Source organism: Aeromicrobium sp. Leaf245 (assembly GCF_942548115.1).
GTDB lineage: Bacteria > Actinomycetota > Actinomycetes > Propionibacteriales > Nocardioidaceae > Aeromicrobium.
Map to the genome: position 1 here is coordinate 1,851,868 of NZ_OW824151.1, position 14,211 is coordinate 1,866,078.

The window sequence follows — 14,211 nt, forward strand, 5'->3', positions numbered from 1 at the left end:
GGTGACGGTCGCCGCGACCCCACCGTCACCCACCGCGCAGCCACGCCAGAGAAGGACCTCATGACCTACGTACAGCCGGACGCCACCGGCCACTTCGGCCGCTTCGGCGGTCGCTTCATGCCCGAGGCGCTCGTCGCGCCCCTCGACGAGCTGGCCGAGGCCTGGGCCGACGCGCAGGCCGACCCCGCGTTCATCGGCGAGCTCGACCGGATGTTCCGCGAGTACGCGAACGTGCCCAGCCCCCTCTACGAGGCGAGCCGGTTCTCCGAGGCCGTCGGCGCACGGGTGCTGCTCAAGCGCGAGGACCTCAACCACACCGGTGCGCACAAGATCCGCAACGTCCTCGGGCAGGCTCTCCTGGCCAAGCGGATCGGCAAGCCGCGAGCCATCGCCGAGACCGGCGCCGGTCAGCACGGCGTGGCGTCGGCCACTGCGTGCGCCTACCTCGACCTCGACTGCACCGTCTACATGGGCGAGGTCGACACCGAGCGCCAGGCGCTCAACGTCGCACGGATGAAGATGCTCGGCGCCGAGGTCGTGCCGGTCACCACCGGCAGTCGCACCCTGAAGGACGCGATCAACGAGGCCCTGCGCGACTGGGTGGCCAGCGTCGACCACACGTCCTACCTGTTCGGCACCGCCGCGGGCCCGCACCCGTTCCCGTCGATGGTGCGCGACCTGACCCGCGGCATCGGTGACGAGGCCCGTCGCCAGGTCCTCGAGCTGACCGGCCGGCTGCCCGACGCGGCCGTGGCCTGCGTGGGTGGCGGGTCCAACGCCATCGGCCTCTTCACGGCGTTCATCGACGACCCCGACGTCCAGCTGCTGGGCGTCGAGGCCGGTGGCGACGGCTACGAGACGGGCCGGCACGCGTCGCCCATCACCGCCGGCGACGTCGGCGTGCTGCACGGCGCCCGCTCCTACCTGCTGCAGGACGAGGACGGCCAGACCATGGAGTCGCACTCCATCTCGGCCGGGCTCGACTACCCGGGCGTGGGGCCGGAGCACTCCTACCTCGCGACCATCGGCCGCGCCCGGTACGTGCCCGCCACCGACGCCGAGGCCATGTCCGCCTTCGACCTGCTCTGCAAGACCGAGGGCATCATCCCGGCGATCGAGACCGCCCACGCCCTCGCCGGTGCGGTGACGCTGGCGAAGGAGCTCGGACCGGACGCCACCATCCTGGTCAACCTCTCGGGCCGCGGCGACAAGGACGTGCACACCGCCGCCGAGTACTTCGGCCTCCTGGACGGCCCGGTCGTGCTCGAGGAAGGCGTGGAGGAGTGAGCGGGATCGACGCCCTGTTCGAGCGCACGCGTGCCGACGACCGCGCCGCCCTCGTGGGGTACCTTCCCGCCGGCTTCCCCGACGTGGACACGTCGGTCGCCGCGCTGACGGCGATGGTCGAGGGCGGGTGCGACCTCGTCGAGATCGGCCTGCCGTACAGCGACCCCGTCATGGACGGCCCCACCATCCAGGCCGCGGCCGAGACCGCGCTCGCGAACGGGTTCCGCACGAGCCAGGCCTTCGACGTCGTGCGACGTGTCGCCGGGACCGGCGCCCCCACGGTCGTCATGACCTACTGGAACCCGGTCGAGCGGTACGGCGTCGACCGCTTCGCCGCCGACCTCGCCGCAGCCGGGGGAGCCGGGCTGATCACGCCCGACCTCATCCCCGACGAGGCCGCCGAGTGGGAGGCGGCGTCGCGCGAGCACGGGCTGGACCGCACGTACCTCGTGGCGCCGTCCTCGACCGACGCGCGGCTCGCGATGACCGCCGACGCGGCGAGCGGCTTCATCTACGCGACCGCCGTCATGGGGGTCACGGGTCAGCGTCAGGAGACCAGCTCGCTGGCCCCCGAGCTCGTCGCGCGTCTGCGCAAGGTCACCGACAAGCCGGTGGGCGTCGGTCTGGGCGTCAGCAACGGCGCCCAGGCCCACGAGATCGCCCAGTACGCCGACGCGGTCATCGTCGGCTCGGCCTTCGTGCGGCTGCTGCTCGACGCGCCCGACGCCGAGAGCGGGGTCGCCGCCGTCGGCGAGCTGGCCCGTGAGCTGCGGGCAGGAGTCGTCCGATGACCGTGTCGTCCGTCGCGGGCCTCGCGACCTCCATCCCCAGCCCGTCGACCGGCGTGTGGGAGGTCGGACCCTTCCCGCTGCGCGCCTACGCCCTGGGCATCATCGTCGGCGCCCTGCTCGCGATCTGGATCGGCGAACGCCGCCTCCAGGCCCGCGGCGGGCGCGAGGGTGCCATCAGCGACATCGCGATCTGGGCCATCCCGTTCGGCATCGTCGGCGCGCGGATCTACCACGTCGTCACCGACCCCGAGCTGTACTTCGGCGAGGGGCGCCGAGCGATCGAGGCGCTCTACATCTGGAACGGCGGCCTCGGCATCTGGGGTGCCATCGCCGGTGGTGCGCTCGGCGTGTGGATCGCCTGTCGCCGCTACGACCTGTCGTTCCTGGCCGTGGCCGACGCGCTCGCGCCGGGGCTCCTCGTGGCCCAGGCCGTCGGTCGCATCGGCAACTACTTCAACTCCGAGCTCTTCGGCCGTCCCACCGACGTGCCGTGGGCGCTCGAGATCGCGCCGCAGAACCGCCCCGACGGGTACGAGCAGTTCGCGACGTTCCACCCCACCTTCCTGTACGAGATGATCTGGAACCTCGCCGCCGCGGCGCTCATCGTCGCGATCGACCGTCGGGTCCGCCTCACGGGCGGTCGGGCGTTCGCGCTCTACGTGATGCTCTACACCGCCGGCCGGTTCTGGATCGAGCAGCTGCGGATCGACACCGCGAACGAGTTCCTCGGCGTCCGGCTGAACGTGTTCACCTCGGTCATCGTGTTCGTGGGTGCACTGGCGTACTTCCTCCTGGCGCGTCGCCGCGGCCGCACCGCCGCAGACGCCGCCTAGCCGCTCCGGTTCGCACCGGGTGCAGGCGTAGGTTTCGTCCCATGAGCACCCCTGAACCGCTGCCGGACCCGGGCGCGGTCTCCCACGAGCACCCGGACGTCAACGGCGGGTGGCTGAGGCCCGCCGTCTTCGGGGCCATGGACGGCCTCGTGTCGAACTTCGCGCTCATCATGGGCGTCACCGGAGGCAGCACCGAGCGCGCCCCGGTGATCATCGCCGGCCTGGCGGGCCTGGCCGCCGGCGCGTTCTCGATGGCGGCCGGTGAGTACACGTCCGTCGCGAGCCAGCGCGAGCTGGCCCAGGCCCAGCTCGCGGTGGAGCGCGACGAGATCGTGCGCAACGGCCCGGCCGAGGAGGCCGAGCTGGCGGCCACCTTCATGGCCAAGGGTGTCGACGAGACCACCGCGCGAGAGGTGGCCCGGCAGGTGCACCTCGACCTGGACCACGCGGTCGCCGTGCACGCCGCGGAGGAGATGGGCATCGACGCCGACGTGCTGCCCTCGCCGATGGTCGCGGCCATGTCGTCGTTCGGGGCCTTCACCGTCGGGGCCCTGATCCCGCTCCTGCCGCTCGTGCTGGGGGCGAGCTCGTCGGTCCCGACCATCGTCGTGTCGCTGCTGGCGCTGTTCGGCTGCGGCGCGATCGTCACGAGGGTGACGAGCCGCGCCTGGTGGTACGGCGGGCTGCGGCAGCTCGTGCTCGGCGGAGCCGCGGCCGGCATCACCTACCTCATCGGCGAGGCGGTGGGGACCCAGCTCGGGTGACGCGCGACCGGTCGGCCCTGCTCGCTCCCGGGTCGTCGTGCCTGTACAGTGACGATGCTGTCCTGGGCCAACGTCGTCCCACGGTCGGGCCACCGCATCGGTGGTCCAGCACCCATCCATGATGACGCGAGAAGGGACCTCTCGGTGAGCGCATCCATTCCTCCTGAGCTCCAGCAGCCCGGCACGGTCGGCCCGACGTTCTCGGCCCCCACGTTCTCGGCCCCCAAGTTCTCGGCACTGCCTGCCGCACAGGGCCTGTACGACCCGGTGCACGAGCGTGACGCCTGCGGCGTCGCCTTCGTCGCCACGCTCTCGGGGATCCCGAGCAACGAGATCGTCAAGCACGGCCTGACCGCGCTGCGCAACCTCGACCACCGCGGCGCGGTGGGCGCCGAGGAGAACACCGGCGACGGTGCCGGCATCCTCATGCAGGTGCCCGACCGGTTCGTCCGGGCGGTCGCGCAGGAGCAGGGGTTCACGCTGCCGGAGGCCGGCCACTACGCGGTGGGCCTGGCGTTCCTGCCGACCGAGCCCGAGGCCGCCGCCGAGGCGAAGCAGCGGGTCGAGGCGATCGCTGCCGAGGAGGCGCTGACCGTCCTCGGCTGGCGTCCCGTGCCCGTCAAGCCCGAGATCCTCGGGTCCATGGCGTTCGGCGCGATGCCGTCGTTCGAGCTGCTCTACGTGGAGTCCACCGATCGGTCGCGCGAGGGCATCGAGCTGGACCGGTTCGCGTACTGCCTGCGCAAGCGTGCCGAGCACGAGACCGGCGTCTACTTCCCGACGCTGTCGTCGCGCACCCTCGTCTACAAGGGCATGCTCACCACCGAGCAGCTCGACGAGTTCTTCCCCGACCTGCTCGACGAGCGCATGGAGTCGGCGCTCGCGATCGTGCACAGCCGGTTCTCCACCAACACGTTCCCCAGCTGGCCGCTCGCCCACCCGTTCCGGTTCGTCGCGCACAACGGCGAGATCAACACCGCACGTGGCAACCGCAACTGGATGCGGGCCCGTGAGGCGACGCTCGAGAGCGAGCTGATCCCCGGCGACCTCAGCCGGCTGTACCCGATCTGCGACCCCGAGGGCAGCGACACGGCCTCGCTCGACGAGGTGCTCGAGCTGCTGCACCTCGGTGGCCGCGAGCTCCCGCACGCCGTGATGATGATGATCCCCGAGGCCTGGGAGAACAACGACGTCATGGACCCGGCCCGGCGGGCCTTCTACGAGTTCCACTCCTCGATCATGGAGCCCTGGGACGGTCCGGCGTGCGTCTGCTTCACCGACGGCACGCAGATCGGTGCCGTGCTGGACCGCAACGGCCTGCGCCCCGGTCGGTTCTGGATCACCGACGACGGTCTCGTCGTGCTCGCGTCCGAGGCGGGCGTGCTCGACCTCGACCCCGCGACCATCACCCGCAAGGGCCGGCTCGAGCCCGGCAAGATGTTCCTGCTCGACCTCGACGAGCACCGCGTCGTCGAGGACGAGGAGATCAAGAACCGGCTCGCCGGCGAGCACCCCTACGACGAGTGGCTCTACTCCGGGCTGGTCCGGTTCGAGGACCTGCCCGACCTCGAGCACATCATCCACACGCACGCGTCGGTCACCCGTCGCCAGCAGGTCTTCGGCTACAGCGAGGAGGACCTGCGGATCCTGCTCGCGCCGCTGGCCCGGACCGGCGCCGAGGCGATCGGCTCGATGGGCACCGACACGCCCATCGCCGCGATCTCGGACCGCCCGCGGATGTTGTTCGACTACTTCAGCCAGCTGTTCGCGCAGGTGACCAACCCGCCGCTCGACGCCATCCGCGAGGAGGTCGTCACGTCGCTCGCCGGCACCATGGGACCGGAGGCGAACCTGCTCGAGCCGAGCCCGGCCTCCTGCCGCATGCTGCAGCTGCCGTTCCCGGTCATCGACAACGACGAGCTCGCCAAGATCCGGCACATGAACAAGGACGGCGACATGCCGGGGTTCAGCGTGCACGTGGTGCGCGGGCTGTACGACGTCAACGGCGGCGGCGAGGCGCTCGCGGCCAAGATCGACGAGATCTGCGCCGACGTGTCGCGGGCCGTCGCCGACGGTGCGCGCATCATCGTGCTCTCGGACCGGCACTCCGACTCCGAGCGCGCCCCCATCCCGTCGTTGCTGCTCACCGCGGCCGTGCACCACCACATGGTCCGCGAGAAGCTGCGGTCGCAGGCCGGCCTGCTGGTCGAGGCCGGCGACGTCCGCGAGGTCCACCACGTCGCCCTGCTCATCGGCTACGGCGCCACGGCGGTCAACCCGTACCTCGCGCTGGAGTCTGCCGAGGACCTGGCACGCGAGGGCAACTTCGTGCGCGACGTCGAGCCCCAGCAGGCGCTGCGCAACGTGGCCTACGGCCTCGGCAAGGGCGTGCTGAAGGTCATGAGCAAGATCGGCGTCTCCACCGTCGCCTCCTACACCGGCGCGCAGATCTTCGAGTGCGTCGGCCTGTCCCACGAGGTCGTCGACGCCTACTTCACCGGCACGTCGAGCAAGCTCGGCGGCGTCGGGCTCGACGTCATCGCCGCCGAGGTCGCGTCGCGGCACGCCCGTGCCTACCCGTCCCAGGGCATCGTCGGCCGCCGGCGCTTCCTCGAGGTCGGCGGCGAGTACCAGTGGCGCCGCGAGGGCCCGGAGCACCTGTTCGACCCCGAGACGGTCTTCCGTCTCCAGCACTCCACCCGGTCGGGCCGCTACGACATCTTCAAGAAGTACACGCAGCGCGTCGACGACCAGTCCGAGCGGCTCATGACGCTGCGTGGCCTGTTCACCTTCAAGGAGGGCGAGCGTCCGCCGGTGCCGATCGACGAGGTCGAGCCGGTCAGCGAGATCGTCAAGCGGTTCTCGACCGGGGCCATGAGCTACGGCTCCATCAGCCAGGAGGCGCACGAGACGCTCGCCGTCGCCATGAACCGACTGGGCGGCAAGTCCAACACCGGTGAGGGCGGCGAGGACCCCGAGCGTCTCTACGACCCCGAGCGTCGGTCCTCGATCAAGCAGGTCGCGTCCGGCCGCTTCGGCGTCACGAGCGAGTACCTCTCCAACGCCGACGACATCCAGATCAAGATGGCTCAGGGTGCCAAGCCCGGCGAGGGTGGCCAGCTGCCCGGCCCGAAGGTGTACCCGTGGGTGGCCAAGACGCGGCACTCGACGCCCGGCGTCGGTCTCATCTCGCCGCCGCCGCACCACGACATCTACTCGATCGAGGACCTCAAGCAGCTCATCCACGACCTCAAGAACGCCAACCCGTCGGCCCGCGTGCACGTCAAGCTGGTCTCCGAGGTCGGTGTCGGCACGGTGGCGGCGGGCGTCTCGAAGGCGAAGGCCGACGTCGTGCTGATCTCCGGCCACGACGGCGGCACGGGCGCGTCCCCGCTGACGTCGCTCAAGCACGCCGGGGGTCCGTGGGAGCTCGGCCTGGCCGAGACGCAGCAGACGCTGCTGGTCAACGGGCTGCGCGACCGCATCGTCGTGCAGTGCGACGGCCAGCTCAAGACCGGCCGCGACGTCGTCGTCGCGGCGCTCCTCGGTGCCGAGGAGTTCGGCTTCGCCACGGCTCCGCTCGTGGTGAGCGGCTGCATCATGATGCGGGTCTGCCACCTGGACACCTGCCCGGTGGGCGTGGCCACGCAGAACCGTCAGCTGCGCGAGAAGTACTCGGGCAAGGCCGAGTACGTGGTGAACTTCTTCGAGTTCCTGGCGCAGGAGGTCCGCGAGTACCTCGCCGAGCTCGGCTTCCGCTCGATCGACGAGGCCGTCGGCCACGCCGAGGTGCTCGACGTCAAGAAGGCCGTCGACCACTGGAAGGCCGCCAGCCTCGACCTGTCGCCGATCCTCTACGTGCCTGCGCTGCCCGAGGGTGCCTCGCTGCGCAACACCACGGTCCAGGACCACGGTCTCGACGTCGCGCTCGACGCCGAGCTGATCAGGCTCTCGGCCGACGCGCTGGAGCGTGGGGAGCCGGTGCGGGCGCAGCTCGCGATCCGCAACGTCAACCGCACGGTCGGCACCATGCTCGGCCACGAGCTGACCAAGCGCTACCGCGGCGAGGGCCTGCCGGAGAACACCATCGACCTGACCTTCCTCGGGTCGGCCGGCCAGTCGTTCGGCGCCTTCGTGCCGCACGGCATCACGCTGCGCCTCGAGGGCGACGGCAACGACTACGTGGGCAAGGGTCTCTCCGGCGGACGCATCATCGTGCGCCCGCCGCGGGACGCACGGTTCGCGGCCGAGGCCCAGATCGTGGCCGGCAACGTGATCGGCTTCGGTGCCACCAGTGGCGAGATCTACCTGCGGGGCAAGGTCGGCGAGCGGTTCTGCGTGCGCAACTCCGGTGCGCGGGCCGTCGTCGAGGGCGTGGGGGACCACGCGCTCGAGTACATGACCGGGGGCACGGTGGTGATCCTCGGCCCCACGGGTCGCAACGTCGCTGCCGGCATGAGCGGGGGACAGGCCTACGTCCTGGACCTCGACCACTCGCTGGTCAACCCCGACATGGTCGAGCTCAACCCGGTCGAGGCGGGGTCCGAGGCGGCCGAGTCGCTCAGGACCCTGGTCGCCAAGCACCACGAGGAGACCGGCTCGGCCGTGGCCGAGCAGCTGCTGGGCGCGTGGGAGCAGTCGCTCGCACGCTTCACGGAGGTCATGCCCGTCAACTACCGCAAGGTGCTCGACGCCAAGGCCGAGGCCGAGGCCGAGGGCCTGTCCGAGGACGACACGACCGCACGCATGATGGAGGTGGCCGCACGTGGCTGATCCCCGAGGTTTCATCACGACCGCCCGAGAGGTGGCACCCCGTCGTCCCGTGGACGAGCGGGTCAACGACTGGAACGAGGTCTACCCCGGTGGGCCCGGCAAGGCGTTGCTCCCGATCATCTCCGAGCAGGCCGGGCGTTGCATGGACTGTGGCATCCCGTTCTGCCACCAGGGCTGCCCGCTGGGCAACCTGATCCCGGAGTGGAACGACCTGGTGTGGCGCGACGACTGGATCGAGGCGATCGACCGGCTGCACGCGACCAACAACTTCCCCGAGTTCACCGGTCGGCTGTGCCCCGCGCCGTGCGAGACGGCCTGCGTCGTCGGCATCAACCGCGAGCCCGTCACCATCAAGAACGTCGAGGTCTCGATCATCGACCGGGCGTGGGAGTGGCGCAACGTGCGTCCCGAGCCCCCGGAGTACCTGACCGGCAAGACCGTCGCGGTCGTCGGGTCGGGCCCGGCTGGTCTCGCCGTGGCCCAGCAGCTCACGCGGGCCGGTCACACGGTGGCCGTGTACGAGCGCGACGACAAGCCCGGCGGACTGCTGCGGTACGGCATCCCCGAGTTCAAGATGGAGAAGGTCCACGTCGACCGACGCATCGAGCAGATGCAGCGCGAGGGCACCGTGTTCCGCAGCGGTGTCCAGGTGGGCGACACGCTCACGGGCAGCCAGCTGCGCGACCGCTACGACGCCGTCGTCCTCGCCATCGGCTCCACGGTCCGTCGCGACCTGCCCGCCCCGGGCCGTGAGCTCGGTGGCATCCACCAGGCCATGGACTTCCTGCCGCAGGCCAACCGGGCCGCGCTGGGTGCCGAGCCGACGACGGACGGGTCGGAGCAGATCCTCGCCACCGACAAGGACGTCGTCATCATCGGTGGCGGCGACACCGGCGCCGACTGCCTCGGGACCTCGATCCGTCAGGGTGCGCGATCCATCACCAGCCTGGAGATCATGCCGCAGCCGGGGAAGGACCGCCCGGAGAACCAGCCGTGGCCCACCTACCCGATGACCTACCGGGTGGCGTCGGCGCACGAGGAGGGCGGCGACCGCGTGTACGCCGTCTCCACCAAGGAGTTCGTCGGCGACGACGACGGCAACGTCTCGGGCCTGCGCATCGTCGAGGTCGAGATGCAGGACGGTCGCTTCGAGGAGGTGCCGGGCTCGGAGAAGGTGCTGCCGGCCCAGCTGGTGCTCTTCGCGATGGGCTTCACCGGCCCGCAGCGCGAGGGTCTCGTCGAGCAGCTCGGTGTCGACCTCGACGAGCGCGGCAACGTCGTGCGCGACAAGGACTTCATGTCGTCGGTGCCGGGCGTGTTCGTCGCCGGCGACGCGGGCCGTGGCCAGTCGCTCATCGTGTGGGCCATCGCGGAGGGCCGCTCGGCCGCCGCGGGTGTCGATGCGTACCTGACCGGTGGGCACAGCCCGCTGCCGCGTCCGATCAAGCCGAACGACCGGCCGATGATGGTCTGAGGTCAGCACGTCACGAGGACTGCGTTCGACGAGGGCTGGGAGCGCTGCTCCCGGCCCTCGTCCGTGCGTGGGACTGGACGGTCGGGAGATTTGTTGCGCCGCACCACAAAGTGACTCGCGGGTACTGGTCCCACGTCGGTAGGGTCGGGGTGTGCGTAGAGCCAAGATCGTCTGCACGCTCGGACCGGCCGTCGGGACCGCCGAGCGCATCCTCCAGCTCGCCGAGGCGGGCATGGACGTCGCGCGACTCAACATGAGTCACGGCGACCATGCCGACCACGAGGAGAACTACGGCCACGTGCGCGCGGCCGCCGAGCGCACCGGCAAGGCGATCGCCATCCTCGCCGATCTCCAGGGCCCCAAGATCCGGCTCGGTCGGTTCGCCGACGGCCCGGTGGACCTCGCGCTGGGCGACCGGTTCACCATCACCGTCGACGACGTGCCCGGCGACGCCGAGCGCGCCTCCACGACCTACAAGGGCCTGCCGGGCGACGTCTCGCCCGGCGACGAGATCCTCGTCGACGACGGCCGGGTGCGGCTGCGCGCCGTGGAGGTCACGAGCACCGACGTCGTCACCATCTGCGAGACCGCCGGGCGCCTCAGCAACAACAAGGGCATCAACCTGCCCGGCGTCGCCGTGAGCGTCCCGGCCATGAGCGACAAGGACATCGCCGACCTGCGCTTCGCGCTGCAGCTGGGCGTCGACTTCGTGGCGCTCTCCTTCGTGCGCAACGCCCGGGACGCCGACGACGTGCGCAGCGTCATGCGCGACCTCGACATCCACCGTCCGGTCATCGCGAAGATCGAGAAGCCCCAGGCGGTCGAGAACCTCGACGAGATCATGGACGCCTTCGACGGCGTGATGGTCGCGCGCGGCGACCTCGGTGTCGAGCTGCCGCTCGAGGACGTGCCGATCGTGCAGAAGCTCATCGTCGAGAAGGCGCGGCGCAACGCCAAGCCCGTGATCGTGGCCACGCAGATGCTCGAGTCGATGATCTCGGCACCGCGCCCCACGCGCGCCGAGGCCTCCGACGTCGCCAACGCGGTGCTCGACGGGGCCGACGCGGTGATGCTCTCGGGCGAGACGAGCGTGGGGGAGTACCCGATCCAGACCGTGCGCACCATGGCCCGCATCATCGAGTCCACCGAGGACCACGGCCTGCCGCGCATGGCCGCCTACACCTGGCAGGCCAAGACCCGCGCCGGCATCATCTGCCGCGGCGCCGCCACGGTGGCCGAGTCCATCGACGCGCGCTACGTCGTCGCGTTCACGACGATCGGCGGCTCGGCCCGGCGCATGTCGCGGTACCGCTCGGCCATCCCGGTCATCGCGTTCACGCCCGACCCGCTCACCCGCAACCAGCTCGCCCTCACCTGGGGCGTGGAGACCTTCCTGGTGCCCGAGGTCAAGCACACCGACGAGATGGTGATGCAGGTCGACAAGCGCCTGCTCGAGGTCGCGCGCTGCACGCAGGGCGAGGAGGTCGTGATCGTCGCCGGTGCCCCTCCGGGCATCCCGGGATCCACGAACGCCCTGCGGATCCACCGCATGGGCGACGCGATCAACCGGGTCGTGCCGGCCTACGCGCACCCCTCCGACGAGGACTGAGTCGCCGCGCGCCGTCGCTCGACGAGCGCCTGTCCGGGTCCCGGCCTACGGTGGGACCATGACTGAATCGAACATGCATTCTGACGGTGACGACACCACTCGGCCCACGGGCGAGGTCCTCGGCGCCGACGCGGGCGGGACCACCGTGAAGGACCCGGAGGACTGGGTGACCGGCGACGAGCCCATGACCGGGGCGCAGCGCAGCTACCTGGACACGCTCGCCCGCGACGCGGGGGAGACGCTGTCGGCCGACCTCACCAAGGCCGAGGCCTCCGAGCACATCGAACGGCTGCAGCAGGAGACCGGCCGCGGCACGTCGACGTGAGCCCCGGCGGTCCGCCGGCGCGGCGGCGCGGGGGGTGGCGCCGGGTGATGTGCCGACTGCGGGACTCGAACCCGCACGCCCTCTCGGACAACGGTTTTTGAGACCGTCGCGTCTACCATTCCGCCAAGTCGGCGCGCCCAGAGCGCCCGATAACCTTCTCACGTGAGCCCCACCCCACCTGAGACGGCCCTCCCCGACGACGCGGCCCGCGACGCCTCCGCCGCGAGGCCTCGCGTCGTCATCGCCGAGGACGAGGCGTTGATCCGCCTCGACCTCGCCGAGATGCTCGAGGAGGAGGGGTACGACGTCGTCGGGCAGGCGGCCGACGGGCTCGAGGCCGTGGAGCTCGCCACGTCGCTCGAGCCCGACCTCGTGATGATGGACGTGAAGATGCCGCGGCTCGACGGCATCGCCGCGGCGACGCGGATCGCCGGCCAGCGGATCGCGCCGGTGGTGATGCTGACGGCGTTCAGTCAGCGCGAGCTGGTCGAGCGTGCGCGCCAGTCCGGCGCCATGGCCTACCTCGTGAAGCCGTTCACCGCCTCCGACCTGGTGCCGGCCATCGAGATGGCCCGCAGCCGGTTCGCGGAGCTGGCCGCCCTGGAGGCCGAGGTCGAGGACCTGAGCGACCAGCTCGCGACGCGCAAGGTGGTCGAGCGGGCCAAGGCCCAGCTGCAGGCTGCGCTGGGACTGAGCGAGCCCGAGGCCTTCGGCTGGATCCAGCGCACGGCCATGGACCTGCGGATGTCGATGCGGACCGTCGCCGAGCGCGTGGTCGAGCACGGCGTCGACGGATCCACTCGTGGGGACGCCGGAGAACTGCCGGAGTGAGCGCGCGGGTTACAACTTGGCTACGAAGCACGACATTCCTGCCAGGCTGACCCCGGTGACCCTGCTGGCGACTAGTTTCGACCTACGGCTCGGCCCGTCGGGGGCCGAACCACAGTTCCCCGGAGGATCAATGAAGCGCAGTACCAGGACCATGCGACTGGCCACGGTCGCAGCAGCGGGCGCCCTCGTGCTCGCCGCCTGCGGTGGTGGCGACGACGGCGGAGACGGCGGCGACGACAAGGCGGCCGCGTCGAAGTCCGACGGCGTCCTCACCGTCGGCTCGCTGCTGCCGCAGACCGGCAGCCTGGCGTTCCTCGGCCCGCCGGAGTTCGCCGGCGTCGACCTCGCCATCCAGGACGTCAACGCGGCCGGGGGAGTCCTCGGCAAGGACGTCAAGGGCGTCAAGGCCGACTCGGGCGACACCGACTCGGGCATCGCCCCCGCCGAGACCGACAAGCTGCTCGACGCCAAGTCCGACGTCATCGTCGGCGCGGCCTCCTCGGGCGTCTCCATGACGGTCATCGACAAGATCATGTCGGCCGGTTCGGTCATGTTCTCGCCCGCCAACACGTCGACCGACTTCGACAACGGCGACTACTCCAAGCCTGACCTGTACTTCCGCACGGCGCCCTCGGACATCCTCCAGGGTGCGGTCATGTCGAACCTGCTGATCGAGGACGGCAAGCAGAACGTCGCCATCCTCGCCCGTCAGGACGCCTACGGCGAGACCCTCGCCGAGGAGATCGGCAAGGGCCTGGAGAACGCGGGCAGCAAGGTCGCTGCCACGGTCTTCTACGGCGAGAACGCGCAGTCCTACGACTCGCAGGTCCAGGAGATCGCCGACGCCAAGCCCGACGCGGTCGTGCTGGTCGCCTTCGAGGAGACCACGACGATCGTGCCGCAGCTGGTCCAGGCCGGCGCCGGCCCGCAGGACGTCGACACGTACTTCGTCGACGGCAACACGGCCGACTACGCGGGCAAGCTGCCCGACGGCACGCTCGAGGGCACCAAGGGCACCATCCCCGGTGCCGAGACCTCGGGTGACTTCAAGGACCGTCTGCTCGAGGTCGACCCCGACCTCAAGGACTACTCCTACTCGGCGGAGTCCTACGACGCGGTCATCGTCTCGGCGCTCGCGGCCATCGCGGCCGACAGCGACGCCGGCGACAAGATCGCCAAGGAGATCCCGGGCATCACGACCGGCGGCGAGAAGTGCACCGAGTTCAAGGCGTGCGCCGACCTGCTCGCCGACGGCACGGACATCGACTACGACGGTGTCTCCGGTCCGATCGAGCTCGGCGAGACGGGCAGCCCCACGGCCGCCTCGATCGGCATCTACGAGTACGGCGCCGACAACACCTACAAGGCGGTCGACTACATCAGCGGCAACATCTGATCCGCTGACGTAGCGCACGTCCCGCACGAGGCCCCCGGGTTCCACCCGGGGGCCTCGTCATGTCCGCGCGTCGGACCTTCCGCCCCGTCCCCACCGTCAGGGAGATTCCCAGGTCGACCTGGGAATCC

10 protein-coding genes and 1 tRNA gene are annotated in these 14,211 nt (G+C 70.8%); 10 read left to right on the plus strand and 1 reads right to left on the minus strand.

Going from position 1 to position 14,211, the window contains the following annotated elements; translation table 11 throughout:
- Positions 1-60 precede the first annotated feature (60 nt).
- The 8 genes from trpB to NBW76_RS09220 all read left to right on the plus strand — a co-directional run bounded on the left by trpB (position 61) and on the right by NBW76_RS09220 (position 11,856).
- Positions 61-1,287, plus strand: coding sequence for a tryptophan synthase subunit beta (gene trpB / locus NBW76_RS09185; RefSeq protein WP_056555681.1), 1,227 nt, complete (start codon positions 61-63; stop codon positions 1,285-1,287).
- Positions 1,284-2,078, plus strand: a complete 795-nt coding sequence (gene trpA / locus NBW76_RS09190) for a tryptophan synthase subunit alpha (RefSeq protein ID WP_055965848.1) — start codon at positions 1,284-1,286, stop codon at positions 2,076-2,078. The genes trpB and trpA overlap by 4 nt, the downstream gene beginning before the upstream one ends.
- Complete coding sequence (lgt, locus tag NBW76_RS09195) at positions 2,075-2,911, plus strand: prolipoprotein diacylglyceryl transferase (RefSeq protein ID WP_055965851.1); 837 nt, start codon at positions 2,075-2,077, stop codon at positions 2,909-2,911. The genes trpA and lgt overlap by 4 nt, the downstream gene beginning before the upstream one ends.
- Before the next feature lie 41 nt (positions 2,912-2,952).
- Positions 2,953-3,675: a VIT1/CCC1 transporter family protein gene (locus tag NBW76_RS09200; protein WP_055965853.1), complete on the plus strand. Its 723-nt coding sequence runs from the start codon at positions 2,953-2,955 to the stop codon at positions 3,673-3,675.
- 237 nt (positions 3,676-3,912) lie between these two features.
- Positions 3,913-8,448, plus strand: a complete 4,536-nt coding sequence (gene gltB, locus NBW76_RS09205; RefSeq protein WP_056555816.1) for a glutamate synthase large subunit — start codon at positions 3,913-3,915, stop codon at positions 8,446-8,448.
- Positions 8,441-9,922, plus strand: coding sequence for a glutamate synthase subunit beta (locus NBW76_RS09210; protein ID WP_056555684.1), 1,482 nt, complete (start codon positions 8,441-8,443; stop codon positions 9,920-9,922). Before gltB ends, NBW76_RS09210 begins: the two co-directional genes overlap by 8 nt.
- 151 nt (positions 9,923-10,073) lie before the next feature.
- On the plus strand, positions 10,074-11,531 hold the full coding sequence (gene pyk / locus NBW76_RS09215) for a pyruvate kinase (RefSeq protein ID WP_055965857.1): 1,458 nt from the start codon (positions 10,074-10,076) through the stop codon (positions 11,529-11,531).
- A 58-nt stretch (positions 11,532-11,589) separates the two neighbouring features.
- Positions 11,590-11,856, plus strand: coding sequence for a DUF3072 domain-containing protein (locus tag NBW76_RS09220; RefSeq protein WP_056555686.1), 267 nt, complete (start codon positions 11,590-11,592; stop codon positions 11,854-11,856).
- 50 nt (positions 11,857-11,906) lie between these two features.
- Here NBW76_RS09220 and NBW76_RS09225 read toward each other — a convergent pair.
- A tRNA-Leu gene (locus NBW76_RS09225) sits at positions 11,907-11,989 on the minus strand.
- A 29-nt stretch (positions 11,990-12,018) separates the two neighbouring features.
- Between NBW76_RS09225 and NBW76_RS09230 the strand changes: the two genes are divergently transcribed.
- Positions 12,019-12,687, plus strand: coding sequence for an ANTAR domain-containing response regulator (locus tag NBW76_RS09230; RefSeq protein ID WP_055965862.1), 669 nt, complete (start codon positions 12,019-12,021; stop codon positions 12,685-12,687).
- Between the two features lie 130 nt (positions 12,688-12,817).
- Positions 12,818-14,083, plus strand: a complete 1,266-nt coding sequence (locus NBW76_RS09235) for an ABC transporter substrate-binding protein (RefSeq protein WP_055965865.1) — start codon at positions 12,818-12,820, stop codon at positions 14,081-14,083.
- Positions 14,084-14,211 lie beyond the last annotated feature (128 nt).